Genomic DNA, 24,700 nt, shown 5'->3' with positions numbered 1-24,700 from the left:
CTTTCCTCGCAACAGCAGTGGGTGCCGGACGCTGTGCGCCCGGCACCCACGAGTGATCGGCTGGCTCAGCCGGCGATGGCCGAAGCGATGGCGTCGGCCAGGCCCTCGAGCTGGATGGCCCGGTCGCCGATGTAGAGCCGCAGGAACAGCGGCTCGTCGTCCGTCGCCGGCACGTACTTGCGTTCCGCCTCGGTCGTGCCCACGTCCTGCGCCCAGACGCGCGGCACGGAGTACCCGAAGCTGACGCCCTTGGTGACCTGCACCCCGGACGTCTGCGCGTGCACGAGGATCTGGTCGACCACCGCGTTGAGGTTGGTCCACTCGTTGCGGTCCCGCTCGTGGTACAGGAACGTCACGATCCCGCTGCCGTAGGGCAGGCTGTGCGCGAGCCGCACGTCCGGGTGGTGCGCCAGCGCGGGGTGGTGCACCTCGCCCGCCGCGGCGACCCGCGGGTCGGCCAGCAGCAGCTTCGCCAGCTGCTCGGCGTTCGCCCAGATCCGGCGCATCCGGCGCCGGTGCAGGGCGGTCTCGTACCGGGGGAACAGCTCGGCGTTGTGCCGCGCCAAGACCGCGCCGGTGTTGCGGCGGAGCATGTCGAACAGCTCGGTCAGCTCCGCCGGGTACACCACGAGCCCGCCGAGGGCGAAGTCCATGCCCAGCTGGAGGTACTTGGTGCAGCTCTCGTAGTAGATGATTTCGAGGCGGTCGTCGCTCGCGAAGAGCTCCGTCTGCAGTGACGCGCCGATCATCGTGCCGTCGACGACGACCGTGAGGCGGTCGGTCACCACCTCGCGCAGGCGCCGGTAGAGCTCCGGCAGGTCGAACATCCGCTGCCGCACGTTGTTGGCCAGCGGGTCGACGAAGATTACCTTGGGCCGGTGGCGCACGACGTCGGCGACGATCTCCTCGACCAGGTAGCCGCCCGCGCGCTCCGACCTGATGTGCGGCAGCGCGGTCAGCTGCTGGGCCACCTCGTAGTAGATGTAGGGCGCCAGGAGGATGCGGTCGCCGGCGTTCAGCCGGTAGCGCAGCAGGAACGCCTCGACCCACGTGAACGCCGCCATGCCGGACGACGTGACGCCGAGGCCGTGGTCCTCGCCCGACAGGCCGAGCACGCCCAGCAGCTGACGCTCCACCCGGGTGACCGACGCGTGCGAGCCGTTGCGGTCGTAGTTCATCGTGGGCCAGGTCTCCTGCTGGGTCCCGAAGAACTGCACCTGCCGCGACTGGCCGTAGGACTTGGCCGTCCACTCCAGACCGTTGCGCACGTAGGAAAGCGTGGACAGGCCGAACCGCAGCACCGCCTCGGCGGCCGACAGCTCCGCCGCCGAGTCCGCGACGGACACCTCGTCCAGTATGCGTCGAGCCCTGGTGACCCGCAGCCAGGCCTGCTCCGCGGACGTCGTCATGTGCGCGAGCACCAGAGTGTCCACGTGCAGCTCGTTCCGCCCGCAGTACCCGGCGTAGTCCTCGATCTCCCGCCTGGTGGCCCGCAGCTCCCGCAGGCAGCTGTCGAACCCTTCCCGCAGATCGGCGACCTGCGTCGCGACCACGTCTTCGATCGACTCCGACAACGCGACGCGCCATGTCGGCGCGTCGATCGCGTCGGACGGGAAATCACCTGGCTCAGTCATGGTGCTCCGTCTTGCCGCTGGTTTCGTGGCCCGGGGTTCGCGTAGCGCTCATCATCACCAGAGTGCTCTGCCCGTTTGTGGCGGCCATCTCAATGCGTGCTCTACCGGATGGGCGACTCGGAGCACGCTGGGCGCCTACGGGCTCACACGGGCAAGCTTTCCGGCAGGCCGAAGGCCGGGAACAGGGTGGCGTCGAGGAACACCACGATGCCGGTGAGACGGCCCTCCTCGGCCTCCAGCACGTGGATGGCGTGCGCGGTGAACGATCCGTCGGCTGCCCTCGTGTAGCTGCCGACGGCGGGCGAGCCGTTGGCGTTGGCCGGCAGGGCCCGGCGCGGCGAGGTGAAGACGTGGCGGGTGTGGTGCTGGAGGACGGCGTCACGGCCGCGGAACCACACCGCGATCGGCGGCATCTGGTACTCGACATCAGCGCGCAGCAGCCTGGCCAGACCGGCTGTATCGGCGTCTTCGAACGCCTTCAAGTAGCGCTTCACCACTTCCTCGTCGACCCCGGCGTCCCGCGGGACGTCGTCTTCGACCGGCGTGTCGTGAGCCAGAGTCGCACGGGCTCGCTGCAGGGCGCTGCGGGCCGCGGCGGTGGTCATGTCCAACGCCTCAGCCGCTTCCCGGATCGGGAAACCGGCGACCTCGACCAGCATGAGCACAGCCCGCTGACGCGCGGGCAGCCGCTGGAACGCGGCCACCACGGCGAGGCGGGTGCTGGCCCGCAACGTCGCCAGCTCGGCGGGATCGGCGCCGCCGGTCGGCAACGGACCCAGCCACGGCACCGACTCGATCCTGGGCAGGACGTCGGCGGACTCCGTACCGGAGCCCAGCCCGGAAGGCAGCACCCGGCGTTGAGCGCTCTTGAGGACGTTCAGGCACGCGTTGGTGGCGATGCGGTACAGCCAGGTCCGCAGGGATGAGCGTCCGGCGAAGCCGTCGTAGGCCTGCCAGGCACGCAGCATCGTGTCCTGCACCAGGTCCTCGGCGTCCTGGTGGGAGCCCAGCATCCGGTAGCAGTGGGCGAGCAGCTCGCGGCGGTAGGGGTCCGCCAGCTGCCAGAAGTTCTCCTCGGACATCGCGTCCTCTCCGCTCGGGTCCGTTGTTACGACAACCGAGCGGCCCAAAAGGAATCGGTCACCCGCCGGAACGCCTGCTGCGCCGATGCGTCCGGCGCCCCTTCGTTGTCCGACCGGTATGACACCTGACTCCCTGTGCTGGATCCTCACGCTCGTGTTCGCCGCGGCCGGTGCGTTCACCTTCTGCCGGGGTGTGCGGCGGGCGTCGGCCGTCGATCGCGTCGGCGCGACGCTGCACCTGGCGCTGAGCGCCGGCATGATCACCATGGTCTGGCCGGCGACCGCGGGGGTCGCGCGGGTTCCGCAGCTTCTGCTGTACGGCGGTTCTGCCGTGTGGTTCGCGGTGTTGCCGGCGTTCGACGCGCCCGCTCGCCGCGGAAAGCTCGAGCTCGGATTCCCCGTCGCGATGGCGGCCGCGGCCCTGTGGATGGCCCTGACCATGCCGGTGGCATCACCCGGTATGGCCGCGGAGATGCCGGCCGGCGGGGCACACGCCGGAATGTCGATGACCGACGGTGCGGCAACGGCACCGCACGTGGCGGTGGTCGCGGTCGTCTGGACGGTGATCTTCGTGGCGGCGGGAACCGGCTGGCTGTGGCGCGCCGTCCACACGGCCCGCGTCCGTCGGAGCTTCCCGTCGCCGGCGGCGCAGGCCCTCGCCAACGCGGCCATGGGGCTGGGCATGGCCGTGATGACCGGCGCCTTGGTCTGACCGGCACGGACCGATGCATTCCCGCCGCCGACCTTGTCTGTTCCGGAAGACGGCGAAATCCGCCGTGATCACCCGAAGTGGAGAACGACTCATGGTCAAGCTGCCCGACATCGTGTCCAGGGACGAATGGCTTTCGGCCCGCAAGGAACTCCTGACCGAGGAGAAGGAACTGACGCTGCGGCAGGACGCGCTTTCCGCGCGCCGGCGCGCCCTGCCGATGGTGAAGGTGGCCGAGGACTACGTCTTCGAAGGCCCCGGCGGCAAGGTCCGTCTCCTGGACCTGTTCGAAGGGCGCCGTCAGCTCATCGTGTACCACTTCATGTTCGGACCCGATGACACCGAAGGCCACAACAGCTGTGCGCTGCTGGTGGACAACATCAGCCACGAAGAGCACCTGCACGCGCTCGACACCACGATCGCGCTCGTGTCGCGCGCGCCGATCGCCTCGCTCTCGGCGTTCCGGGAGCGGATGGGTTGGACGGTCCCGTGGTACTCGTCGTCCGGCAGCGCCTTCAACTACGACTACCACGTCACCACCGACGAATCCGTCGCACCGGTCGAATACAACTACAAGGACAAGGCGACGCTGATCGCCAAGAACACCCCGTGGTACGTCGAGGGGGAGTGGCAGGGCCTCAGCGTGTTCGTGCGTGACGGCGACGAGGTGTACCACTCCTACTCGACCTACGAACGCGGGATCGACTCGCTCGTCACCACTTACCGCTACCTGGACCTGACGCCGCTGGGCCGGCAGGCGCACGTCACCGAATTCGCGCTGCACGACACCTACGGCTCCGCGGCCCAGGCCGGAGGAACCGCATGATCCTGGTGACCGGTGCGGCCGGTCGGGCGGGCTCCGTGGTGGTCCGGGCGCTGGTTCGACGCGGCGAGCCGGTGCGCGCTCTGGTGCGTGCCCCGGCGCGAGCGCCGTGGCTGGCGCAGCTTCCCGGCGTGACGGTGGTCGCGGGCGATCTGCGCGACCGCCGCACCCTGGGGGAGCCGCTGGACGGGATCACGAAGGACTTGCTGATCTCGTCGCCGCGTGAGGAGATGGTCGACACGCAGATCAGCTTCATCGACGCGGCGATGCGGGCCGGAGTGCCGCACGTCGTGAAGTTTTCGGGCCGAGAGGCCGGCATCGGTTTCGACCAGGAGGCGTTCCGCGGAACGCGCTGGCACGGCCAGGTCGAGCGGTACCTCGAGCGCGCCGGGCCGGCCTGGACGCACCTGCGGCCCAGCCAGTTCATGCAGAACTACCTGCCCGGCCCGATCACCGGTGTCGACGTCGCGGCGCGTGAGCTGGTCATGCCGATCGGGGGCGCCCGGCTCTCACCGGTCGACGTCGCCGACGTCGCCGAAATCGCCGCCGGGGTGCTGACCCGTGCCGGCCAGGAGAATCTGGCCTACGACATCACCGGGCCGGAAGCGCTGACGATGACCGAGATCGCCGGGCACATCTCCGCCGCGACAGGTGTGCCGTTCCGTTTCGTCGAGGTGGGTTTCGAGGAGCAGCGACGCCGCTACACCGCCGCCGGGCTGCCGCCACATGTGGTGGACCTGTTCGACGAGCAGTTCAGGGAACGGCGCCGCACCCCGGTCGCCGGGATCGGACTGGCCGCTCATCACACCTTCGGTGTGACACCGACCAGCTTCGCCGCCTTCGCCCGCGCCCATGCGGCCGAGTTCGCCGGACGGAACCCGTGACCCGCTCGCGGTGGCCACCGCGCTGAGCGCCATCCGGTGCGATTTCCACGTGGGTCGAGCGCGACCCGGGCCCGGCGCGAAGACGTTGCTCGCGCCGGACCCGGCCGTGTGCCGTCGGACCGTGGGTCAGGCGACGATGAACTCGTTCGCGAATGTGCGCAGCGTGTCGGCGTCCAGCGCGTTCCCGAACCCGACGATCAGCTCGTCCACGCCCGCGTCGCGGTAGACCTCCAGCCGCTTGCGGATCGTGTCGACCGTGCCGATCAGGCCGTAGCCGGCCAGCTCACCGGGGAACACCAGCGGCGCCCACGGCGGGACCGCAGCGCGGGCCTCTTCGTCGGTGTCGGCGATGATGCAGTAGCTCGTCGAGGTCTTGGTGATCTGCGAGAAGTCGCGGCCGGCGGTCTCGCAGTGCCGGGCGAGGACCTGGTACTTGCGGTGCACCTCGTCGGGGGAGTCCTGCACGTTGCACAGGTCGCCGTACATCGCGACCAGCCGCAGCGTCACCTTTTCCCCGCCGCCGGCGATCATCACCGGCGGGTGCGGCAGCTGGACCCCGGTCGGCGACGTCACCGCGCCGGCGGTGCTGAAGTAGCGGCCGTCGAAGGTGGCCGGGTTCCCCGTCCACAGGGCCTGGATGATCTGCAGCGCCTCCTCCAGGCGCCGCAGGCGCTCACCGGTGCCGGGGAAGTCGTAGCCGAACGCCTTGTACTCCTCTTCGTACCAGCCGGCGCCGATGCCGAACGTCAGCCGGCCGCCGGAGACGACGTCGAGGTTCGACGCCATCTTGGCCAGCAGGGCCGGGTTGCGGTAGCCGTTGCCGGTGACCAGCTGCCCGAGCCGGGCCGTGCCGACTTCACGGGCCAGCGCGGCCAGCGTCGTCCAGGCCTCGAACACGTACGACCCGGACGGGCCGAAGGGGATGAAGTGGTCCGGTGCCCAGATGGTGGCGAACCCGGACTCGTCGGCGACCTTGGCCAGCTCCAGGAGCTTGCCGAACGCGGCGACGGGGTCGGTGTGGCCGGCGAACTCGTGGGTCGTGCCGGTGGGCAGGTAGTAGCTGAGTTTCATGGCAGGTCAGACCACCGGCGCTGCCCGAAGGAATCGAGACCGGACCGATTCCTCTTCGGACCCGGCCGGGTCCAACCTCCCATGACGATGTCCTCTTCGCGGCGCCTGGTGCTCAGCACCCTGGTGTCGCTCAACGGTGTGATCGGCGAACCGATGGGCTGGGCCGGGCCCTACTTCGGCCCGGGCAGCGCGACGGCGTCGCTGAGGGCGCTGCAGCAGAGCTCGGCGATGCTGATGGGCCGGCGGACCTACGACATCTTCTCCCGGCAGTGGCCGGACGCCCCCGGCGACTACGCCGCCCACCTCAACGCCATGCCGAAGTACGTGTTCTCCCGGACGCTGCGGGACCCGCGGTGGACCAACACCACCGTGCTCGGCACCGACGTCGCCGACACGGTCGCGCAGCTGAAGCGCGAGCCGGGCCGGGATCTGATCGTCTACGGGCACGGCCGGTTCGGGCGGACGCTCACCGCGGCCGGGCTGGTCGACGAGCTGACCTTGACCGTCGTGCCCGTGATCGTCCCCGACGGCGAAGCGTTCTCCCGCGCGGGCGACGCACCGAGCACGTGGGAACTGCTCGACGCGGGGCCCGGCGCCGATCCGGGGCTGGTGTCCCTGCGCTACCGGCCGCGACGATGACGGGCATGCCGCAGTCGTGGGACGACCTCGAGAGCTACCGGCCGGAACTGGTGGCCTTGTGCTACCGCATGACGGGCTCGGCGCACGAAGCCGAAGACCTGGTGCAGGAGACCTACCTGCGGGCGTGGCGCGCCCGGGCGTCGTTCGAGGCGCGCTCGGCGGTCCGCACGTGGTTGTACCGGATCGCCGTGAACGTGTGCCTCACGGCGCTGCACGGGCGGGGTCGCCGGGTCCTGCCGGCCGGGCTCGGCACCCCGGGCGAGGACCCGGACGTCCCGTTGCCCGCGGCCGAAACCCTGTGGCTCACGCCGTGGCTCGGCGACCCGGCGCAGGTGGCCGAGCAGCGCGGGATGCTGCGGCTGGCCCTCGTCGCCAGCGCGCAGCACCTGCCGCCGCGGCAGCGCGCGGCGTTCCTGCTGCGCGAAGTGCTGGCCATGCCGGCCACCGAGATCGCCGAAGTGCTCGGCACGAGCGTGCCTGCGGTCAAGAGCGCCCTCCAGCGCGCGCGATCCCGGCTCGACGAGCTGGCGCCGTCGCCGGAGCAGGTCACCGAGCCGGACTCCGCCGCGGCGCGCGACATCCTGAACTCCTACGTTACCGCGTTCGAGACCGCGGACATCGCGACCCTGACCCGGTTGCTGCGCGACGACGCGACCCTCGAGGTGATCCCGTCGGGGGTGTCGCTGTCCGGAAAGCGCCAGTGCGTGCCGTTCCTGGCCGAGTACGTGCTCACCGCACCCGGGCGCTACCGGATGTTCCCGACGGTCGCGAACGAACAGCCGTCCGCCGTGGCCTACCACCGCGAGCGGCCCGGTGCGCCGTTCCGGCCGTTCGGGCTGGCCGTGCTGACCACCGACACCACGCACCTGGCCGCCATCGCGGCCTTCACCGACCCGGAACTGGTCACCGCGGCGGGCTTCCCCGAGGATCCCGCCCTGCTGCGGTGACCACATCCACCGATCATGAACTGGAGACGACGATGAAGACGGTATGGGTCGAAGGAGCCACCGGCAAGGCGGGAAAGCGGGTGACAGCCGCGCTCGCCGCGGCGGGTCTTGCGGTGCGGGCGGCGAGCCGGCACCCGGGCGCGCCCACCGCGAACGTCACCCCGGTGCCGTTCGACTGGGCCGACGAGTCCACCTGGGCCGGTTCGGTCGCCGGTGCGGACGCCCTCTTCCTGAAGGGACTCGACGTCCTCGACGATGCGGCCGCGGTGATCGCGCGGCTCATCGCCACTGCCCCGCAGGCGGAGCACGTGGTCCTGATGTCCGCTTTCGGGGTCGACAAGGCGCCGGCGGCCGCTCCTCGCGCCCGGGTCGAACGGGCGGTGCGGGAGTCCGGCCGCACCTGGACGATCCTGCGTCCCAACTGGCTGATGCAGAACTTCGACGAGGACGACGCGGTGTACGCCAGGGCGATCCGCGAAGACGACGAGCTGTACGCGGGAAGCGGCAGCCACCGCGCGGCTTTCGTCGACACTCGCGACGTCGCCGACGCTGCCGTCGCGGTGCTGACCACCGACGGCCACCACAATCGCGGCTACGACCTCACCGGGCCTCGATCGCTGACGTTCGCGGAGGTGGCCGGGGTGCTGTCCGCCGCGTCGGGGCGAACCATCCGCCACATCGACGCCGACCCCGAGGCGCACCGGGCGCATTTCGCCCGTTCCGGCCGCCCGGACGCGTGGGTCGAGCACATGATGGAGCTGTTCGCCTTCGTCCGCGCCGATGTCTTCGACGGCGTCACCGGCGATGTGCGGCGGCTGACCGGTCGTGCTCCGCGTTCGCTGGAGGACTACGCGGGTGAGGTCTTCGCGCCGACGCCCGCGGCGTCGATCATCTGACGGCCGGATCGCCTGGCTCGGAAGGCCGGTCGTGCTCGCCGCCGGGCGGCGCTTCTTGATCCTTCTCGGCGGCCACCGCGGCGGCGGAGAGGAGCGTCGCCGCGGTGAGGCTGCCCCAGAGGACGGCCGAGCCGCGGGCGGCGAGTGCGGTGATGACCGCCGGGGAGACGGCGAGGCCGAAGCCCGTCGAGGCCTGGAAACGGGCGAGGGCCCGGCCGAGCACAGCCGGTGGAGCGAGGGCGGTGACGAGCGCGGTGGCGCTGCCGGCGTAGATGACCTCGCCGAGGGTGCACACCACCGACACGGCGGCGACGGCCGGAGGACCCCAGCCGGGACCCAGGGAGGTGGCCATGAGGAAACCGAGGTAGGACGCGGCGAGCACCACGCCGCCGAACGCCAGCACGAGCCGGCGGGGAAAGGCCGACAGCAGGACGGTGACCGGCACCTGCAGGGTGACCACCAGCGCCGTGTTCACCACGAAGATGGCCGCCGACCACACCGGGGACGCGTGCAGCTGGGTCACCAGCACCAGCGGGATCGCGACTTCGAAGAGGTTGAGGCAGAAGACGTAGGTCACGTTGGCGGCCAGCAGCGCGACCATCCGAGGCGCGGGTCCCCGGCGGACGCCTTCGGAGGCGGCCGGATGCGCGCGGAGGCGGACCGACCACGCCAAGGCCGCCGCGGCCGCATAGGCGAGCCCGGTGACACCCGCCAGCACCCGCAGTGCGGTGGGGCCACCCGCCAGGCACGCGGTGGCGACGAGCGCACCGACCCCCAGCGCGGCGTTGCGCAGAGCCCGGCCGCCGGCGAGCGCGGCGTCGCGGTCCCGGCCGCGGGCCACGGTGGCCACCACCGCCGCGTGGGCCGCCGGCCAGGCTTGGTGGCCGATGCCGAGGAACAGCGCGGCCGCCGCGAACAGCCAGGTGTTCCCGACCGGGGCGGTCAACAGCAGCCCGACGCCCAGCACCCGCACCAGCATCGCCGCCGCCACGACCGTGCTGCGTGCGCCCCGGTCGAGCCAGCGGCCGACCGCGGGCGTGCACGCCAGTGCCACGACGACCCCGGCGGTCATGGCGATGCCGGTGACCGGTGCGGACAGCCGCAGCACGGTCACGCCGTAGAGCAGCAGGAAAGGCCGGAGCATGCCGGTACCGATCGCGTCCACGGCCAGCGCAACGGCGTAGCGGGGGCCGCCCGAGGCCCGGACCAGGGCGTGCGGGCCGATCTTGGTGGGGAGTGCCATGACGTCAACCGTGCGTTCCGGCGCCGGGCTCGCCACGCCGGTTGACGAACCTCGTCAACCGGCGCGGTCATCCGCGAACCGGCCGGTGACAATGAGCGGATGACGGTGCGGATCGACCTCAGCGGCCTGCCGGCCGAGCGGGTGCGGTTCACCGCGTCACCGCTGGCCGAGCTGACGGCGATGCTCCACGTCCTGGCCGAACCCGGGCACCACCCGGAGTTCGCCGGCTGGGCCGCGGACGTCCGGGCCGGCCTGCGGCCGGAGCTGGCCGAGCGCCTGCGGGAGGCGGAGTTCCTCTGGCGTTCGTCACGGGCCGACTTCCTGGTGCCCGCCCGGCCACGGCCGACGCTGGCCGAGGAGCTGGACGACGTCGACCGGATCGACGACGAAACCTACGTGGCCGCGGCACTCGTCACGACGTGCGGCAGCAACCGGGTCCGCTTCGGCGCGCCATCACCGCTGGCCGACGCGGAAGCGCGGGATCGGGCCCTGGACCTGGCTCAAGCCCGCGGAGCGCTCCAGGAGGCCTTCGCGGAACGGCTGCTCGAGGATCCGGCCGCCGTGCGGGCGCGGGTGCGGAACACCCTCGAGCAGTGCGCCGAGGCCTTCTTCGACGCCGCCTGGACGCGTGTCGCCGGGCAACTCGCCGCGGACCTGCGGCTGAAGAACGACCTGCTGAAGCGCCAGGGCCTCGCGGCAGTGCTCGCCTCGGTCTCCGGCGCCGTGACCCTGGCGCCGGAGGGCGACGGCATCGTCGTGGACAAGCTGCAGGACAACGCGACCGCCGCCGGCGGTGCGCCGGTCCCGTTCCTGCCCAGCGTCTTCGGCCGCCCGCACCTGGTGGTGATCCACGCGCCCGGCTGGCGGCCGGTGGTCCAGTACCCCGTCGCCGAGGCGGGGCCCCTGGCGCAGGTTTCGCTGGAGACGGTCACCCGCCGGCTGGACGCGCTCGCGCACCCGGTGCGGCTGCGGCTGCTGCGCACCTTGGCCCGCGGCCCGCACACCACCGGCGAGCTGGCCCACGCCTGGGGCCTGTCGCCGCCGGAGGTTTCGCGCCACCTGGCTGTGCTGCGCCGGGCGGGCCTGCTCACAGCTCGCCGGGAGGGGCGCTACGTCCGCTACGCCGTCAATCTGCGTGATTTGACGACGCTGGGGGCCGACGTTCTGGCGGCCGTGATGCGTTGAGCCGGCCTCCGACGCTGGAGTAGAACCGGAAGCGTGCCGGACGAAAAGACTTCACCGTCACGGCGGAGCGGCCGTTCGACGCCGGCCTCGCGGCGCTCCTGGCGGTCGTCGCCGACGGGCGACCGCAGCGGTGTTGTGGCGGCTGTGGCGACGGGGACGCGGCCGCCGCTGGGGCGCCCCCGGCGCCCGGCCGCACCCGAACCCTGGGTCTCGCGATACTGGCGCTGGCCGCCGTCGAGTTCGCCGCGGTCTGCGTCACCACCGTGCTGCTCGACCTGGGCGGCGGCTCGGCCGCGCTGTCACCAGCGGAAGGGATCGGCTTCATCGGGCCCGCGACGGTCAGCCGCGCCCCAGGGTGAGGACCTCGTCGAACGCCGCGCGTGACTCGCTGACGAGGTCGGCGGCGGTGCGGGCACGACGTCGGCCCGTCTCGTAGCAGGCGAGCGCGATCTGCGCGGCCAGTACCGCGGTGGCTTGCGAGGTGCCGCGCTTCCGCAGCACCTCGCTGAGGTCCGACGCGAGCTGCTGGGTCTTGAGCGCCTCACGCGCGCGCAGCTCGAGGTGCTTTTCGACCAGGTCGGTGTGGCGCTCGTACGTGTCGAGGTCTTCCGTCACCTGGGCGCAGACACCCAGGACGATCGGGCGCAGCTGTTCGACGGCCTCCCGGCAGTCGCCCGCGGCGCCCACCTTGTCGTCCGCGCCCGCCACGGCGATCGCGTCCAGCACCGCCTGCTCCTTGGCGAAGACGACCTCCGTCTTGTCGCCGAAGTAGCGGAAGAACGTCGTGCGGCCCACCTCGGCGCGCGCGGCGATGTCGCTCACCGACACCGCGTCGTACCCGTGCAGTGCGAAGAGCTCGTCGGCGGCTTCGATGATGCGCTGCCGCGCGCGCAACTGCTTGCGCTGGACGAGGGATTCGGGCGTCTGTTCGGGTGTCACCGACCCATCATAGGCGCTCACGGCTCTCCGGCTCATATGGCACTGAGTGTGCTATGGTACTGAGTACCAAATCGTGGAGATGATTCATCTCCGCCGCGAAAGGACACGATCGTGATCGAAGAGAAAACCGCGGTGGCGCCGCACGGTGTGCCGTTCCTGGCGGGGCGGGACACCGCCCCGGCGTACTGGGCCTTCGGCGCCCTCTGGGTCGTCTTGGCGGAGTCCGGGCAGACCGGGGGAGCGTTCTCGGTGATGGAGCAGTGGATGCCGTCGGACGGCGGGCCGCCGCCGCACGTCCACCCGATCGACGAATGGTTCAACGTCCTCGAAGGCGCCATCGAATTCCGCGTCGAGGACAAGCCGCCGATGCGGGCGACGGCGGGTGACTCGGTGTGGATCCCGCGGGGAACGGTGCACAGTTTCACCACGCGGAGCGCCGCGCACGTGTTCAACGGCTATACGCCTGGTGGCTTCGAGCAGGTCATCATGGGGCTGGGCACTCCCGCGGAGCGCCGCGAACTGCCGCCGGCGGATCTCGGGTTCGAGCCGCGCGCCGCGGCGCAGCTGATGGACAACTTCTGGTCGGCGAGCGCCGAAACGGGCTGGGCCAAGAAGTGGATCCAGTGAGCGGGCGGACGTCGTCCTAAATGGACGGTGTGCTGTGCGTGCCTGTCTCCAGGGCTGGAGGAGTGCGGGTGGCCGGGCACTCCGGGCGCAGTTCCAGGGTGCAGCACTTGGGGCCGCCGCCGGACGCCCGGAACTCGGAGAGGTCGACGGGGATCGGTTCGTAGCCCCGGTCGCAGAGGCGGTCGGCGAAGTGGGTGCTGCCGGACGGGATGACGACGTGGTGGCCGTCGGACACCGCGTTGAGACCGAAGTGGCGGGCGTCCTCGGCGGTGGCGAGCAGAGCGTCCGGGTACAGGCGCTCGAGCAGACGTCTGCTGCCCGCCGAGAACGCGCCGGGGTAGTAGGCGATGGTGCCGGCGTCGAGGGGCAGCAGGGCGGTGTCCAGGTGGTAGAAGCACTCGTCGACCAGCCGCAGGGAAATCACCGGGTGGCCGAGGAACTCCTGGGCCTCCAGGTGCGTGGCGTGTTCCGTGCGGAAGCCGGTGCCCGCCAGGACGTGCCGTCCGGTGAAGAGGAAGTCGCCCTCTCCCTCGCCGATCCCCTCGGACATCGCGACGGTGTACGTGCCGGTCGACTCCAGCCAGCGCTTGTGCGCTGCGGACTCGGGTTTTCTGGTGGCACTGCGGAACCGCGCCACGAACGCGCGGCCGCCGACCACGACGGCGCCGTTGGCGCTGAACACCATGTCCGGCAGGCCCGGCACCGGATCCAGCAAGCTCACCCGGTGCCCGAGGCGCGTGTAGACGTCCACCAGGGTGCGCCACTGCGACAGCGCGCGTTCCCGGTCGACCACGTGGTCCGGCCGCATCCAGGGATTGCTCTTCTCGGTGACGTCGAAGTGGACCGGGGCGCACATCAGGTAGTGCCGGCTCATGCGTCCGGTACCAACGCCAGCACGCGGGCGGGGAACGCGGTGGCGCTGCGGGCCTTGCCGACGCCGACGACCACCGTGGCGCCGAGCGGCGGAACTTCGGACAGGGCCGCCATCATCTCCACCTGGTAGCGGTCGTGCTCGAAGATCCGGGCCTCCGCCGGGTGTTGCCTGCGGGCGGCCTCCTCGGCGGTCGACCCGTCGGCGTCGGAGGTGGCCCGGTGGCCCGGATCGGTGTCGATCGTCTCGTGGCCGAAAGCCGTGGTGTTCCGTTGCCCCACCAGGAAATCGATCGCGGCGACGGTCCATCCCGGCGACCGGATCCGGCCATCGGGTTCGCGGCCGCGCATGGCGTCCTGGCTCGGCCACCGGTTCGACCAGTCCGACCGGAAAGCCACGAACGCCTTTTCCGGCACCCGCCCGTACCGCCGCTCCCAGTCCAGGATGTGCGGAACGTCCAGGCAGGTACCGGGATCACGGGCCACTTCCGCGGACAGGTCGACGACCACCAGCGGCAGCACCAGTTCGTCCGGCCGCAACCGGTCCACGGTGCGTCCGCCCGCACACATGTGCGCGGGGGCGTCCACATGGGTCGCCCAGGCGCCCGGGAGGCTGTGCCGCTGCAGGTCGAACCCGTCCCGCCGGAGGCTGAGCGCCTGCTCGCGGCACTCCCCGGCGAATTCCTCGGAGCCCGCCACGCCGGGGCCGAACGCGTGCGTCAAATCGACAACTCGTGACGTCTTCGGCCGCATCAACACGCTGCTCAGGATGAGTCGGCTGGTATTTCGTGTCCATGGTGTCGCGCGAGGTCGACCCGTTGGTATGACAGTGCGGTTCTTTTCCGCTACCTGACCGCCGATGCCTTGGTCTGATCGTGCCATCGGGGACTCGTCAGTGTCATCCAGGGATCGGTGCGCTGCTCGCCGTGGTTCAGGCTTGCCCAGTCGCCCGGTCGAGGCCGTCGAGGATGAGGTCGAGCCCGAACTCGAACTCGTCGGCGAAGGCGAACCCCGTCTTCGCCAGTTCGGTGACCACCTCGGCGAGGTACGGGTAGTCCTCGAGCCCCGACGGCTGCCGGTCCACGACGGCTTCCTGTCGCCGCGCCGCTTCCGCCGGGATGTCGCCGGCGAGGGTCTTCTCCTGGAGGGCGAACCCGTAGACGTAGGCGTCCATCAGGTTGTACGCGTGCACGGCCAAGCGGAAGGGAAAGCCCGCGTCGCGGCGGAGGCACCGCATCACCGCGTTGTGGTGGTGCAGGTTCGCCGGTCCCGGCGTGCCCGTCTCCATCCGGCCGACCGCCCACGGGTGGCGGAGCAACGCCTGCCGCATCGACGCCGCGCGGCTGCGCATGGCGGTCCGCCAATCGACGTCGACGGGTACCTCGACCTCGGCGAAGACCAGGTCGACCATGCCGTCGAGGAGCTCGCGCTTGTCCGCCACGTGCTTGTAGAGCGCCATGGGCACGACGCCGAGCCGGTCCGCGAGCCTGCGCATGGTCAGTGCCTCGAAGCCGCCTTCGTCCGCCAGTTCGACGGCGGCGCGCAGCACCTTGGCGCGGTTGAGCCGCTCCCGGCCGCCGGCCGCGGCGGTGTCCTGCATCCGGGTCCTCCGCTTCGCGTCTTGACAGGTGTACATCGTACGCCTAGCTTGGGCGCGGTAGAGGTGTACGTTGTACACCTCGGTCGCACCCCTCTCGGAGGAGCAAGGCATGAGACCCGGCAAGACCAAGCAGTTCTCCCTGGCGCCCAGCGAAAGGGGCCTTTCGCGGGCCGCCGGAATCGCCGCCGCGATCGCGGGGGCGCTGTTCATCGCGGTCCAGGTCGGCCACCCGGCCATGGACGTCTCGCTGGTCACCACCACCGACTGGGCCGTCCGCAGCACGGCGAAGGCGCTCATGGCCGCACTGGCGCTCGCCGGCATCACCGGCATGTACCTGCGTCAAGTCCGGCAGACGGGCATCCTCGGCTTCCTCGGGTACGCGTTGTTCGCCGTCGGCTACCTGCTCATGCTGAGCATCGAGGTCGTCGCCGCCGCCGTTCTGCCCGCGCTGGCGAACACGGCGCCCGGCTACGTCGCCGACGTCCTCGCCGTCGCTTTCGGTGGCACCGCAACCCACGGCATCGGCGCCATGCAGACCGTCATCGCGGTCAGCTCCGTCGGTTATCTCGCGGGCGGGTGCCTGTTCGGCATCGCGTTGTTCCGGGCGCGCGTCCTGGCCCGGTGGGCCTCGGCGCTGCTCGCCGCGGGCACCGTCGCCACGATCGCGCTCGCGGTGCTCCCGGAGTCGTTCAACCGGCCGTTGGCCGTTCCGACGGGAGTGGCGCTGATCGGCTTGGGCATCTCCTTGTGGCGGGCGCGACCGGCCGCGGTCGTCGGCGACCCGGCGCCTTCCGGTGTGGAACACGCCGTCGCGTGATGGTCGTCCCGTAGCCGGTCGAGTCACTTCGGCGACGAACCGGCCGAAGTCAACCAGTTCGTGTTGAGCCGAAGGTTTTGCCCCCGCAGCCCTCGCACTTCCAGGATCGGTGCGGCACAAGGAACCGATACGGAGGTCTGCAGATGAAGTGGGTGCGTACGGCACTGCCCGTGGTGGCGGCTGCGGTGGCCATGGCTGCGATGGCCGCTCCGGCGTCCGCGACCGCGGGAACCGATGCGGGCTTGACCCAGCGCCTCGCGGCCCAGGGTGGCCGGCTGAGCGCCGATGGGGCGTGGATGAGCATGCCGAACGGTGTGGACGTGTCCCTGACGCCGATGGTGTTCGGCGACTGTCCCGGTGGCTGGGTGTGCCTGTGGAAGGACGGCGGGTACAGCGGACGCATGCTGAAGTGGAGTGACCCGGGCACGCGGGTTCCGCACCTGAGCGACTACGGCTTCAACGACCAGATGTCGTCGTGGGCGAACCGCGGTTCGCGCCTGGCGCGCTGGTGGACCGACGCCGAGTACAACGGCACCCACCACGACATGGCCGCCGGGACCTCCGAAGCACACGGTGGCGGCGACACGGCCAGTTCGTTCGCGATCTACTGAGCCGTTCACCGGGGAGTGGCCGCCAGGCCGCTCCCCGGGCGCTCGCCCAGCGGGTCCTGGGCGCCGAGCAGACTCGCGCCGGCTTCGGTCAGCGCGTGGTGCACGCTGCGCCCCGACCGTTCGCTGCGGACCAGGCCCGCGGCGCGCAGGATCGCGAGGTGCTCGCTGACCGATGACGGCGCCAGCCCGGCGCGTTCGGCCAAGCGCGCCGACGAGCGCGGCACGTCGAGCGCGGTCAGCAGCCGTGCGCGGGCGCGTCCCAGCAACCCGGCGAGGGCGTCGCCCTTGGGTTCCGCCGGGATCGGTGCCCGCACCCCCGGAACCAGCGGGTAGACCAGCACCGGGCGGTCGGCCGGCTCGACCAGCGCGGCCGGCTGACCCCAGCAGAAGTAGGACGGCACGAACGTGAGTCCCCGGCCGCCGAGGTCCAGCTCGCATTCCGGTGCCCGCACGTGCAGGAACGGCGGCTGCCAGCGCAGCTGTTCCGCCGGGAACGTCCGGAAGAATCCGGCCAGGCCATCCGTCTGAAACGCTTGGCGCCGGATCGCCCAGTCCGCCTCCGCGCAGGCGACGACTTCGGTGGCGATCGGCCGGATGAGGGCGTTGTAGTACGTCATCAGTGCGCCGGCGAGATACCGGCGGGCCTGTTCGTCACCGTCGCACAGGTCCGCCCGCAGCCGGCCGCGCGGTCCCGACGTCCGGCTGAACTGCGTGGACATCAGCTCTCGCGGCGTCGCGCTCACCGCTTGGATGCCGTGCCGCAGCGAATGGGTCGCGGTCACGGGAGTCAGGAAATCCGGGAAGTACTCGGCTTCCGGGCACAACCGTCCGAGCTGGAGGGCGCAGTCCCGCACTCGCGCGTCGGCCTTCACCACCTCCTTGGCGAAGCCGCGCCACCCTCCGAAATCCGGCGAACCGCCCGATTTGTGCAACACGTGCAGGCTGAGGGCGATCTCCCACATCGGATCCGGCTTGCGGGCCAGGGACACGAGCTTCAGGTCGGCGGGTGAAAAACGGATGATCATGCGGTCCCCCTCCGTGCCCGCACCAGGTTAACCGCCTGTCCGTCGGACAGTGCCGCTTTTGCGGAGGTAGGGCCGGTGGCTCACCGGCTCCGGGGAAACGCCGCCAGTCCGCCGGCGATCAGCCGGGCCGCTCGCTGGACGTCTGCGGTGACCGCTCGCTTGATCTGCTGGGGGCTGCGCTTCCCGTCCAGGTGCCGGCGCAGGCTGCGGAACTGGATCTGCCACAGCCCGAGCAGGGCGACCGCGGCGATCTGCGGTTCGGGGTCCTCGGCGGGCAGCTGCGCCCGCGCGGCCAGCGCTGCAGCCGCCTCGGACGCCAGGTGCTCGCTCGACTCCCGCTGGTGCGCCCGGAGCGAGGGAGTGTCCTGGATCATCGCGGTGAACCGGGCGTGCTGGGCACTGGCTTCGGCCGGGTCGTCGTGGCCGGCCAGCCAGGACGTGATGGCCTTCAGCTCGTCTGCCAGGATGCGCAGGACCGCGTCGACCGGGTCGACGGCGGGATCGGCGAGCCCGGCGCGCAGCACGTCCACCAGCGCGGCCGGGTGGTCCAGGATCAACGACTCCTTGGTCGGGAAGTGGTTGAAGACGGTCTTCTCGGACACCTCGCACGCCTCGGCGATCTCGGCCACGCGGACGGCGTCGAAACCCCGCTCGAGGAACATGGCCGTCGCGGTGTCGGTCAGCTTCTGCCGCAGCTGCCGCTTCTTGCGCTCGCGCAACCCTTCGGACTTGCTCGACTCGGACTGCCCGGTCCAGTCCACCGTCTTCAGGCTCATGCCGTGAGTGTAGGACGGCGCCCGAGAATTTTCTAGTGACCGAATATTTACAGCGTCCGGCGGCTCGCTCCGGCTAAGGTCGTGTTACTGTAGAATTTCTGTCACTGTAGAGATCGTCGAGGAGTGAAGATGAGTGAGATGCGAGTCGTGCGTGACTACGCCCAGGCGCCGAACGTCGTCTGGGCCGCGCTGACCGACCCGGCGTTGGTTCCCTTGTGGACGTCGACCGGCCAAGGCGGGCGGCCGGAGGGGTTCCGGACGGAGGTGGGCACCAGGTTCAAGTACATCGGCAAGCCGTTCCCGGGCTGGGACGGCATCGTCCGGTGCGAGGTCCTCGAGGTCGAGGAGCACCGGCTGCTGCGCTACGACTGGCGCAACAAGGAAACCGACGAACCGACGGTGGTGACGAACATCCTCGAAGCGCTTCCGGACGGCGGCACGCGGCTGACCTGGGAGCACACCGGTTTCCGCGGGGTGGAAGGGCTGTTCATGGCGAAGCTGCTCGGCCGCGTGCGCCGCAAGATGCTCGACGAAGGGCTGCCGGCGGTCCTGAACGACCTCGACCAGCACGGCCGGCTCCGGCCCGGAAGCACGCTGCGCCCGCGGGGATGACGGCGCCCGGCTCGGACGGCGGGACTTTGGGCGGTGAAGGGGGACTCAGCCGGGCGCGCGGGCCGGCCGTCGCGGTGGCCATGATCGCCGTAGCGCTCTGGGTCGAGCGGACCTGGAGCCGACGCCCAGTGCGATGAGCTCGGAAGCGCTTCGACGGGCGCGCCCGCCGATTCGTCCCGGCGGGGCTGGTAGAAACGGTTCGACCGGTTTCCGCGGGGAAACGCCGGGGGAGGAGGGCGATGACCAGCGGGGCCGGGCCGGTGGAGCGGCAGCTGCGGGCCTCCGTGGCGCACTTCGCCGGGCCCGCGCGGGCCGTCGCCACCGCCGTCGTCGGAATCTTCGGCGTGGTCGCCACACCCGGGACGGCGCTTCCGCTCGCCTTCGGGCTGCTCGCGCTGACCCTCGTCGCGGGCGTCGTCGACGTCGCCGGTGGGCCTCGGGCCTCCTTCGCCCTCTCCGTCCTGCGCGCTGGAGCCGTCGGCGCCGCGCAGCCGTGGCTCGGCTCCGTGCCCGGCGAAGCGAGCCTGTGGGCGGTAAACGTCCTCACCCTCACCGCCATCACCTGGCAGTGGGAGCACCCGCCGCGGGTGACTGTTCCCGCGCTCGTCGTGCTGCTGGCCACCGGGTTCTTCGCGGGTTCCGGGGCGTGGCTGCCCGTCGTCCCGCGGGTGGTCGTGGAAAGCGTGCTGGCGCGGCTCGCCTTCGTCGTACTCCTGCGGTCGACCGCGCGGACCGACGCGGCGCGCGCCGAAAAGGCCGCCGCCGTGCAAGCCGCGGCCCTCGACCGCGACCGGCGCCGCCGGGAGCGGGAGTACCTGGCGCTGCTGCACGACACGGCGTCCGCGACCTTCCTCGCCGTGGCCTCCGGCGCGGTCGCCGACCCCGCCGCGGTGGCCGGCTACGCGGCCCACGACCTGGCCGTCCTGACCGGCGGGCACGATCCCGGCGCCGAGGACACGCCGCTCGACCTCGAAGCCGGACTGCGCATGGTGCTCGCCGGTCGCGCCCTGCCGGTCGAGGCCCGCTGGACGCCGGTGCCGCTCGTCCCGGCGTCGGCGGCGCTCGCCCTCCTCCGCGCGGCCGAAGAAGCGCTGCGCAACGCCGAACGCCACTCCGGCGCCCGCTCGGTCGCGGTGCACCTGGACCCGGCTCCCGGCGGCGTCACCGTGACGATCGCCGACAACGGCGCCGGCTTCGACCCGGCGGCGGTCCCGCCGGCCCGCCGGGGCGTCCGCGGCTCGGTCGTCGAGCGGATGCGCATCGCCGGCGGCACCGCGGAGATCACCTCGCGTCCTGGGGCGGGTACGACGGTGACGTTGAGGTGGTCGTGTGCCTGGACGACCGGTGCGGATCGTCGCGGCCACGCGGATTGTGCTGCTCGGCGGCACCGCGGAGTTCACCTCGCGTCCTGGGGCGGGTACGACTGTGATGCTGAGGTGGTCGTGTGCCTGAACCACCGGCCCGGATCGCCGCGACCACCCGGATCGTGCTGCTCGGCGTCACCGCGGTCATCCAGCCCGCCCTGAGCCTCGCGCCGCTGCTGCGCCACCAGGCCGGTTACCGGCCGCCGTTCGCGGCCGCCCTCGGCTATGGCGTGCTGACGGCCGTCACGCTCGGGTGCGCCTGGTGGCTGCTGCGCCGGAAGCCGCTGCCCGCGCCCGTCGCCTTCGGCGGCACGCTGGTCGTGCTCGCCGCCTCCTCGCTCGTGACCGCCGCGCTGCCGCCGGACTCGTTCTTCCGCGAGGCGCACTGGTCCTTCGGGCTGGTCGGCTGGCACCTGCTCGTCCTGCTCGCCGACCGGATGCCGGTGCTGCTGACCGCGCTGGCCGCGCACGTCACGGCCAGCGTCGCCCAGTTCCTGCTCGCCGGCCCGGTCGCCCGCACCGAGCTCGGCGACGCCGCGATCGTGCTGTTCGGCGTGACCACCTTCCAGCTCGCCGTCGCCGGGTTGGTCCGGCTGCTCGGCAGGCGGGCGGGCGAAGCCGCCGCGGCCGCCGCCGAGCGCGATCGGCTCGCCACGCGCGCCGCCGTCGCCGCGCAGGCCGGGAGGGACCGGCAGGCCGGCTTCGCCGAGCAGCTCGGCGCCACCCTGCCGCTGCTGGCCGGCCTCGCCGACGGCACCGTCGACCCGCGCACCGCCGACACGCGCGCCCGGTGCGCGCTCGCCGCCGCGCAGTTGCGGCGGTTGTTCGCCGAGAACGACGACGTCCCCGACCCGCTGGTGCACGAAGTCGCCGCCTGCCTCGACGTCGGCGAGCGGCGCGGGGTCGCGGTGGCGCTGGCCGTCAGCGGCGACGTCGTCGACGTCCCCGCCGCAGCCCGCCGCGAGCTCACCGGGCCGGTGCTCACCGCGCTGGCCGCCGCCCGCACGCGGGCGCGGGTCAGCGTGCTCCGCACACCCGAGCTGGTCCGCGTGGCCGTGGTCGCGGACGGTTCCGCGGCCGTGACCGGATCCGCGGCGGTCCCCGTGACGTCCCACTCCCGGGACGGGCAGACCTGGCTGGAGGCGCGATGGCGACCCGAGTGACGGCCGTCGTCGTCGACGACCACCCGGCGGTGCGCGCCGGCGTGGCGTACTGGCTGGCGGCGGGCGACCCGCCGATCGACGTCGTCGCCGAGGGCGAGGACGTCAAGGCCGCCTGGCTGGGCCCGGGCGCGGACGCCGACGTCGTGCTCTTCGACCTGCACCTGGGCGGCCCCGCGCCGGCGTTCGGCGACCTGCGGCGGCTGGCCGAAGCCGGGCGCCGGGTCGTCGTCTACTCGATGCGCGCCGACGACGCGGTCGCGCTGCAGTGCCTCGAGCTGGGCGCGCTGAGCTACCTGACGAAGGCCGAGGGCGCCGGTCACCTGGTGGAGGCGGCCCGGGCCGCGGCGCACGACCGGCCGTACACGCCGCCGTCGCTGGCCGGCGCGCTCGCCGGCGACCGCTCGGAGACGCGGCCCGCGCTGTCGGCGCGGGAGGCCGAGGTGCTCGTCGAGTGGTTCCAGTCGGAGTCGAAGGAGTTCGTCGCGCACCGGCTCGGCATCTCGACGAGCACGGTGAATTCGCACCTGGAGCGGATCCGCGTCAAGTACGCCCGCATCGGCCGCGAAGCGCCGACCAAGGCCGCGCTCGTCGCCCGGGCCATCCAGGACGGCCTGATCGGCGTCGACGACCTGTGATCGTCCTGTGGTGCGAACGACCCACACCACCGGCGGCGGCCGCGGGTTAGCGTCCCGCTGACGGAGCCGCGAGGGCGCCCCGTTCGGGTCGCCGCGACTGTCCTGGGGGCGGCCGCGGCGCTCGGGCTCCGCCCCGCCGGAACCCGTCCGGCGGGCTGTCCGAGGAGATCCATGAAGCACGTCCGCACCACCGCCCCGGCTCCCGCCGCGTCGGAGCCGAGCTCGGCCGCCCCGGCACCCTCGACGGGCGCGGCCACCCCGGCGGGTGCGGTCACCGAGCCCGGCACCGGACTCAAGCTCGGCCAGCGCGCGGTGGTCCCGTTCAAGTTCGGCACGGCCAAGTCGGGCACCATCGCGATCACCGTGACGGCCATCGAGAAGGGCGACAACGCGGACCTGGCGAAGTACGGCGACAAGGCGAAGGGCATCACGCCGTACTACCTGCGCGCGAAGGTCGAGAACATCGACGGCGCCGACCTGGCCTACGCGTCGCTGAGCCTGCACGCCCTGGGCCCCGGCGGCCGCTCCACCGGCGTCATCATCACCGGCAGCACCGACCGCTGCGAGTCGGGCTCGGCGGGCAAGGACTTCACGACGGCGGGTGCCACGTTCGAAACGTGCACGCTGCAGGGTGCGCGCGAAGGCAACTCGGTCGAGGCCGCGACCTACGACAAGGGCGACGGGTACTACAAGTCCCCGGTCGTCTGGACGCGCTAGCCGGAACGGGTCCTTCGGCGACCGCCTCGGTCACGACCCGCGCGGCCGGCCCGCAGTGGCGGATCATCCGTCGCGGGTGCCCCCGTGTTCCTGAAGACTCGGTACCTTGCCGAGCGGGTCGCGGTGCTCGGCCACGGGCGGGTCCGCCTTCGGCGGGCCCGGTCGTGCGGGCGCGTCGCGTAGGCTGATCCCGGCGCGCCGGGAAGTCTGGTCGGCATCCGGATCTCGGATCGGAAGGACCGGCTGATGCGCGGCGTGGAAACCGTTCTGTTCCTCGTGGTCGTGGCGACCGTGGTGGCCACGTTCGCCCGGCGGTGGCGGGTGCCGGCGCCGTCGCTGCTGGTCGTCGTCGGGGTGGTGGTGGGGCTGCTGCCCGGCGTCCCGGCCGTGCAGGTGACGCCGGAGGTGATCAGCCTCGTCGTGCTCCCGCCGCTGCTGTTCGCGGCGGGGGAGGAGCTGCCGTGGCGGGACCTGCGGGCCGTCGGACGTCCGGTCGCAGTGCTGTCGGTCGGGCTGGTGCTGCTGTCGGCCGCGGCGGTCGTCGGGATCGCCGTCGCGGTGACGCCGTTGCCGGTCGGGATGGCGTTCGTGCTCGGTGCGGTGCTGGCGAGCACGGACCCGGTCGCGGTGACGGCGCTGGCGCGGCGGCTGGCGCTGCCGCCGCGGGTGCAGGCGCTGATACAGGCCGAAAGCCTGTTCAACGACGCGACCAGCCTGCTGCTGTTCCGGGTGGCGCTGTTCCTGGCCGTCGCCGGGGGAGCCGCGTCCTGGGGCCGGACGCTCGCGGAGTTCGGCGTGCTCGCGGGCGGCGGGGTGGCGGTCGGGGTGCTGACCGCGCTGGGGGCGTTCGTGATCCGGCGGCGCACCGAAGACCCGGTGCTGGAGACGGTGATTTCGCTGGTCACGCCGTATGCGGGGTATGTCGTTGCGGAGTCGGTCGGCGGATCGGGGGTGACGGCGGTCGTGGTCGCGAGCGTGATCCTCGGGACCCAGGCGGAGCGGCTGACGACCGCGCGGATCCGGCTGCAGGTCGGCGCGGTCTACCAGACCGTGGTGTTCCTGCTGGAGAGCGTCGTGTTCGGCCTGATCGGCCTGCAGCTGCCGGTGCTGGTCCGGCGGGTAGCAGGCGGCGGCGCGTGGTGGCTGCTGCAGGCGCTGGCCATCGCGGCGACGCTCGTCTTGGCGCGGCTGCTGCTCGTGTTCCTGCTTTCGGCGCTGCGGCAGCGGCGGGTCGACGGCCGGATCTCCTGGCAGGTACCCGCGGTCGTGTCGTGGGCGGGCGCGCGGGGTGTGGTGCCGCTGGCGGCGGCGCTGTCGCTCCCGGTGGCCACTTTGGACGGTTCCGGGCTCCCATCGCGGGACCTCGTCCTGCTGCTGACGACGGCGGTGATCGTGCTGACGCTCGTGGTCCAGGGCTTCACGCTGGCGCCGCTGGTCCGCCGGGCGGGGATCGCGCTCGACCCCGCCGACCTGCGCACCGAATACGGCACCGCACGCCGGAAGCTCGCCGAAGCCGGCCTGTCCCACCTGGCGCACCTGGCCGAAACCGAGTCCGCGCCGGCGTTCGTGGTCGACCAGCTGCGGGCGGCCTGGCAGGCGCGGCTGGACCACATCCGCGGCGACACCGGCGAGGAGGCGGCGGACTGGGTGCACGCGATCGACTACCGAGCCCTGCGGCGGGAGCTGATCGACGTGGAAACGGCGGAGCTGACGCGGCTGTTCGAGGCGGGCGGAATCACCGACGGCACCCGGCGGCGCATCCAGCGGCTGCTGGACCTGGAACACGCGGGGCTGGAGGACTGAGCGGGCTCACCGCGAACCCGTCGGCGCT

General features: G+C 72.0%; 26 protein-coding genes. 16 read left to right on the top strand and 10 right to left on the bottom strand.

All coding sequences use genetic code 11. The features are described from left to right. Window positions 1-65: 65 nt before the first annotated feature. Both ACLJPY_RS01470 and ACLJPY_RS01465 read right to left on the bottom strand, forming a co-directional pair. Entirely contained in the window at window positions 66-1,634 is a 1,569-nt protein-coding gene (locus ACLJPY_RS01470) for a PLP-dependent transferase (protein ID WP_410586133.1), read from the bottom strand. A 143-nt stretch (window positions 1,635-1,777) separates the two neighbouring features. Then, window positions 1,778-2,716 (bottom strand): RNA polymerase subunit sigma-70, encoded by a 939-nt coding sequence (locus tag ACLJPY_RS01465; RefSeq protein WP_410586132.1) that lies wholly within the window; start codon window positions 2,714-2,716, stop codon window positions 1,778-1,780. Between the two features lie 118 nt (window positions 2,717-2,834). Here ACLJPY_RS01465 and ACLJPY_RS01460 point away from each other — a divergent pair, with 118 nt between their 5' ends. The 3 genes from ACLJPY_RS01460 (at window position 2,835) to ACLJPY_RS01450 (ending at window position 5,132) form a co-directional block, all read left to right on the top strand. Next, window positions 2,835-3,428, top strand: coding sequence for a DUF5134 domain-containing protein (locus ACLJPY_RS01460; protein WP_410586131.1), 594 nt, complete (start codon window positions 2,835-2,837; stop codon window positions 3,426-3,428). A 91-nt stretch (window positions 3,429-3,519) separates the two neighbouring features. Further along, window positions 3,520-4,251, top strand: a complete 732-nt coding sequence (locus ACLJPY_RS01455) for a DUF899 domain-containing protein (protein ID WP_410586130.1) — start codon at window positions 3,520-3,522, stop codon at window positions 4,249-4,251. Beyond that, complete coding sequence (locus ACLJPY_RS01450; protein ID WP_410586129.1) at window positions 4,248-5,132, top strand: NmrA family NAD(P)-binding protein; 885 nt, start codon at window positions 4,248-4,250, stop codon at window positions 5,130-5,132. Before ACLJPY_RS01455 ends, ACLJPY_RS01450 begins: the two co-directional genes overlap by 4 nt. A 126-nt stretch (window positions 5,133-5,258) precedes the next feature. Here the strand turns inward: ACLJPY_RS01450 and ACLJPY_RS01445 are convergent, their stop codons facing one another. Continuing rightward, window positions 5,259-6,203 (bottom strand): TIGR03560 family F420-dependent LLM class oxidoreductase, encoded by a 945-nt coding sequence (locus ACLJPY_RS01445; protein WP_410586128.1) that lies wholly within the window; start codon window positions 6,201-6,203, stop codon window positions 5,259-5,261. A gap of 87 nt (window positions 6,204-6,290) precedes the next feature. Between ACLJPY_RS01445 and ACLJPY_RS01440 the strand changes: the two genes are divergently transcribed. The 3 genes from ACLJPY_RS01440 to ACLJPY_RS01430 are packed head-to-tail and all read left to right on the top strand — an operon-like array spanning window position 6,291 to window position 8,685. Next, window positions 6,291-6,842: a dihydrofolate reductase family protein gene (locus tag ACLJPY_RS01440; RefSeq protein ID WP_410586127.1), complete on the top strand. Its 552-nt coding sequence runs from the start codon at window positions 6,291-6,293 to the stop codon at window positions 6,840-6,842. 5 nt (window positions 6,843-6,847) lie between these two features. Further along, complete coding sequence (locus tag ACLJPY_RS01435) at window positions 6,848-7,789, top strand: RNA polymerase subunit sigma-70 (RefSeq protein WP_410586126.1); 942 nt, start codon at window positions 6,848-6,850, stop codon at window positions 7,787-7,789. 32 nt (window positions 7,790-7,821) lie between these two features. Next, entirely contained in the window at window positions 7,822-8,685 is an 864-nt protein-coding gene (locus ACLJPY_RS01430) for an NAD(P)H-binding protein (RefSeq protein WP_410586125.1), read from the top strand. On the opposite strand, the gene ACLJPY_RS01425 is transcribed toward ACLJPY_RS01430, so the two are convergent. Further along, window positions 8,678-9,928: an MFS transporter gene (locus ACLJPY_RS01425; RefSeq protein ID WP_410586124.1), complete on the bottom strand. Its 1,251-nt coding sequence runs from the start codon at window positions 9,926-9,928 to the stop codon at window positions 8,678-8,680. The two genes, ACLJPY_RS01430 and ACLJPY_RS01425, sit on opposite strands and share 8 nt — an antisense overlap. Before the next feature lie 99 nt (window positions 9,929-10,027). Between ACLJPY_RS01425 and ACLJPY_RS01420 the strand changes: the two genes are divergently transcribed. Further along, window positions 10,028-11,113 (top strand): DUF5937 family protein, encoded by a 1,086-nt coding sequence (locus ACLJPY_RS01420; protein ID WP_410586123.1) that lies wholly within the window; start codon window positions 10,028-10,030, stop codon window positions 11,111-11,113. A gap of 339 nt (window positions 11,114-11,452) precedes the next feature. On the opposite strand, the gene ACLJPY_RS01415 is transcribed toward ACLJPY_RS01420, so the two are convergent. Then, window positions 11,453-12,052 carry a TetR/AcrR family transcriptional regulator gene (locus ACLJPY_RS01415; protein ID WP_410586122.1) on the bottom strand — a complete coding sequence of 200 codons (600 nt, stop codon included), beginning with the start codon at window positions 12,050-12,052 and terminating at the stop codon, window positions 11,453-11,455. A 111-nt stretch (window positions 12,053-12,163) separates the two neighbouring features. Here ACLJPY_RS01415 and ACLJPY_RS01410 point away from each other — a divergent pair, with 111 nt between their 5' ends. After that, the gene (locus ACLJPY_RS01410) at window positions 12,164-12,679 is read left to right on the top strand and encodes a cupin domain-containing protein (RefSeq protein ID WP_410586121.1); all 516 of its coding nucleotides are present in this window, start codon (window positions 12,164-12,166) and stop codon (window positions 12,677-12,679) included. Between the two features lie 16 nt (window positions 12,680-12,695). On the opposite strand, the gene ddaH is transcribed toward ACLJPY_RS01410, so the two are convergent. From ddaH to ACLJPY_RS01395, 3 genes are all read right to left on the bottom strand, one after another. Continuing rightward, window positions 12,696-13,553, bottom strand: coding sequence for a dimethylargininase (gene ddaH, locus ACLJPY_RS01405; RefSeq protein WP_410586120.1), 858 nt, complete (start codon window positions 13,551-13,553; stop codon window positions 12,696-12,698). Continuing rightward, window positions 13,550-14,302 (bottom strand): cyclase family protein, encoded by a 753-nt coding sequence (locus ACLJPY_RS01400; protein WP_410586437.1) that lies wholly within the window; start codon window positions 14,300-14,302, stop codon window positions 13,550-13,552. The genes ddaH and ACLJPY_RS01400 overlap by 4 nt, the downstream gene beginning before the upstream one ends. Window positions 14,303-14,480: 178 nt before the next feature. After that, window positions 14,481-15,149 (bottom strand): TetR/AcrR family transcriptional regulator C-terminal domain-containing protein, encoded by a 669-nt coding sequence (locus ACLJPY_RS01395; RefSeq protein WP_410586119.1) that lies wholly within the window; start codon window positions 15,147-15,149, stop codon window positions 14,481-14,483. Window positions 15,150-15,258: 109 nt separating this feature from the next. Between ACLJPY_RS01395 and ACLJPY_RS01390 the strand changes: the two genes are divergently transcribed. Together ACLJPY_RS01390 and ACLJPY_RS01385 are read left to right on the top strand one after the other, a co-directional pair. Then, complete coding sequence (locus tag ACLJPY_RS01390) at window positions 15,259-15,966, top strand: hypothetical protein (protein ID WP_410586118.1); 708 nt, start codon at window positions 15,259-15,261, stop codon at window positions 15,964-15,966. A 143-nt stretch (window positions 15,967-16,109) separates the two neighbouring features. Further along, window positions 16,110-16,577, top strand: a complete 468-nt coding sequence (locus ACLJPY_RS01385) for a peptidase inhibitor family I36 protein (RefSeq protein ID WP_410586117.1) — start codon at window positions 16,110-16,112, stop codon at window positions 16,575-16,577. Between the two features lie 5 nt (window positions 16,578-16,582). On the opposite strand, the gene ACLJPY_RS01380 is transcribed toward ACLJPY_RS01385, so the two are convergent. Beyond that, window positions 16,583-17,602 (bottom strand): ArsR/SmtB family transcription factor, encoded by a 1,020-nt coding sequence (locus ACLJPY_RS01380; protein ID WP_410586116.1) that lies wholly within the window; start codon window positions 17,600-17,602, stop codon window positions 16,583-16,585. An 80-nt stretch (window positions 17,603-17,682) separates the two neighbouring features. Then, the gene (locus ACLJPY_RS01375; protein WP_410586115.1) at window positions 17,683-18,378 is read right to left on the bottom strand and encodes a TetR/AcrR family transcriptional regulator; all 696 of its coding nucleotides are present in this window, start codon (window positions 18,376-18,378) and stop codon (window positions 17,683-17,685) included. A 129-nt stretch (window positions 18,379-18,507) separates the two neighbouring features. Between ACLJPY_RS01375 and ACLJPY_RS01370 the strand changes: the two genes are divergently transcribed. The 6 genes from ACLJPY_RS01370 (at window position 18,508) to ACLJPY_RS01345 (ending at window position 24,672) form a co-directional block, all read left to right on the top strand. Then, window positions 18,508-18,990, top strand: a complete 483-nt coding sequence (locus ACLJPY_RS01370; protein ID WP_410586114.1) for an SRPBCC family protein — start codon at window positions 18,508-18,510, stop codon at window positions 18,988-18,990. A 239-nt stretch (window positions 18,991-19,229) separates the two neighbouring features. After that, on the top strand, window positions 19,230-20,516 hold the full coding sequence (locus ACLJPY_RS01365) for a sensor histidine kinase (protein ID WP_410586113.1): 1,287 nt from the start codon (window positions 19,230-19,232) through the stop codon (window positions 20,514-20,516). Beyond that, window positions 20,435-21,517 carry a hypothetical protein gene (locus ACLJPY_RS01360; RefSeq protein WP_410586112.1) on the top strand — a complete coding sequence of 361 codons (1,083 nt, stop codon included), beginning with the start codon at window positions 20,435-20,437 and terminating at the stop codon, window positions 21,515-21,517. The genes ACLJPY_RS01365 and ACLJPY_RS01360 overlap by 82 nt, the downstream gene beginning before the upstream one ends. After that, complete coding sequence (locus ACLJPY_RS01355) at window positions 21,502-22,152, top strand: response regulator (protein WP_410586111.1); 651 nt, start codon at window positions 21,502-21,504, stop codon at window positions 22,150-22,152. Before ACLJPY_RS01360 ends, ACLJPY_RS01355 begins: the two co-directional genes overlap by 16 nt. Window positions 22,153-22,323: 171 nt before the next feature. Further along, window positions 22,324-22,869, top strand: a complete 546-nt coding sequence (locus tag ACLJPY_RS01350) for a hypothetical protein (RefSeq protein ID WP_410586110.1) — start codon at window positions 22,324-22,326, stop codon at window positions 22,867-22,869. Window positions 22,870-23,115: 246 nt separating this feature from the next. Continuing rightward, a complete protein-coding gene (locus tag ACLJPY_RS01345; protein WP_410586109.1) occupies window positions 23,116-24,672 on the top strand; it encodes a Na+/H+ antiporter in 1,557 nt (518 codons plus the stop codon). Window positions 24,673-24,700 lie beyond the last annotated feature (28 nt).

The organism is Amycolatopsis sp. lyj-23, assembly GCF_046549135.1.
Lineage (GTDB): Bacteria > Actinomycetota > Actinomycetes > Mycobacteriales > Pseudonocardiaceae > Amycolatopsis.
Note: the sequence above shows the minus strand (reverse complement) of the source record. Positions and strands in the feature narration are given on the sequence as shown.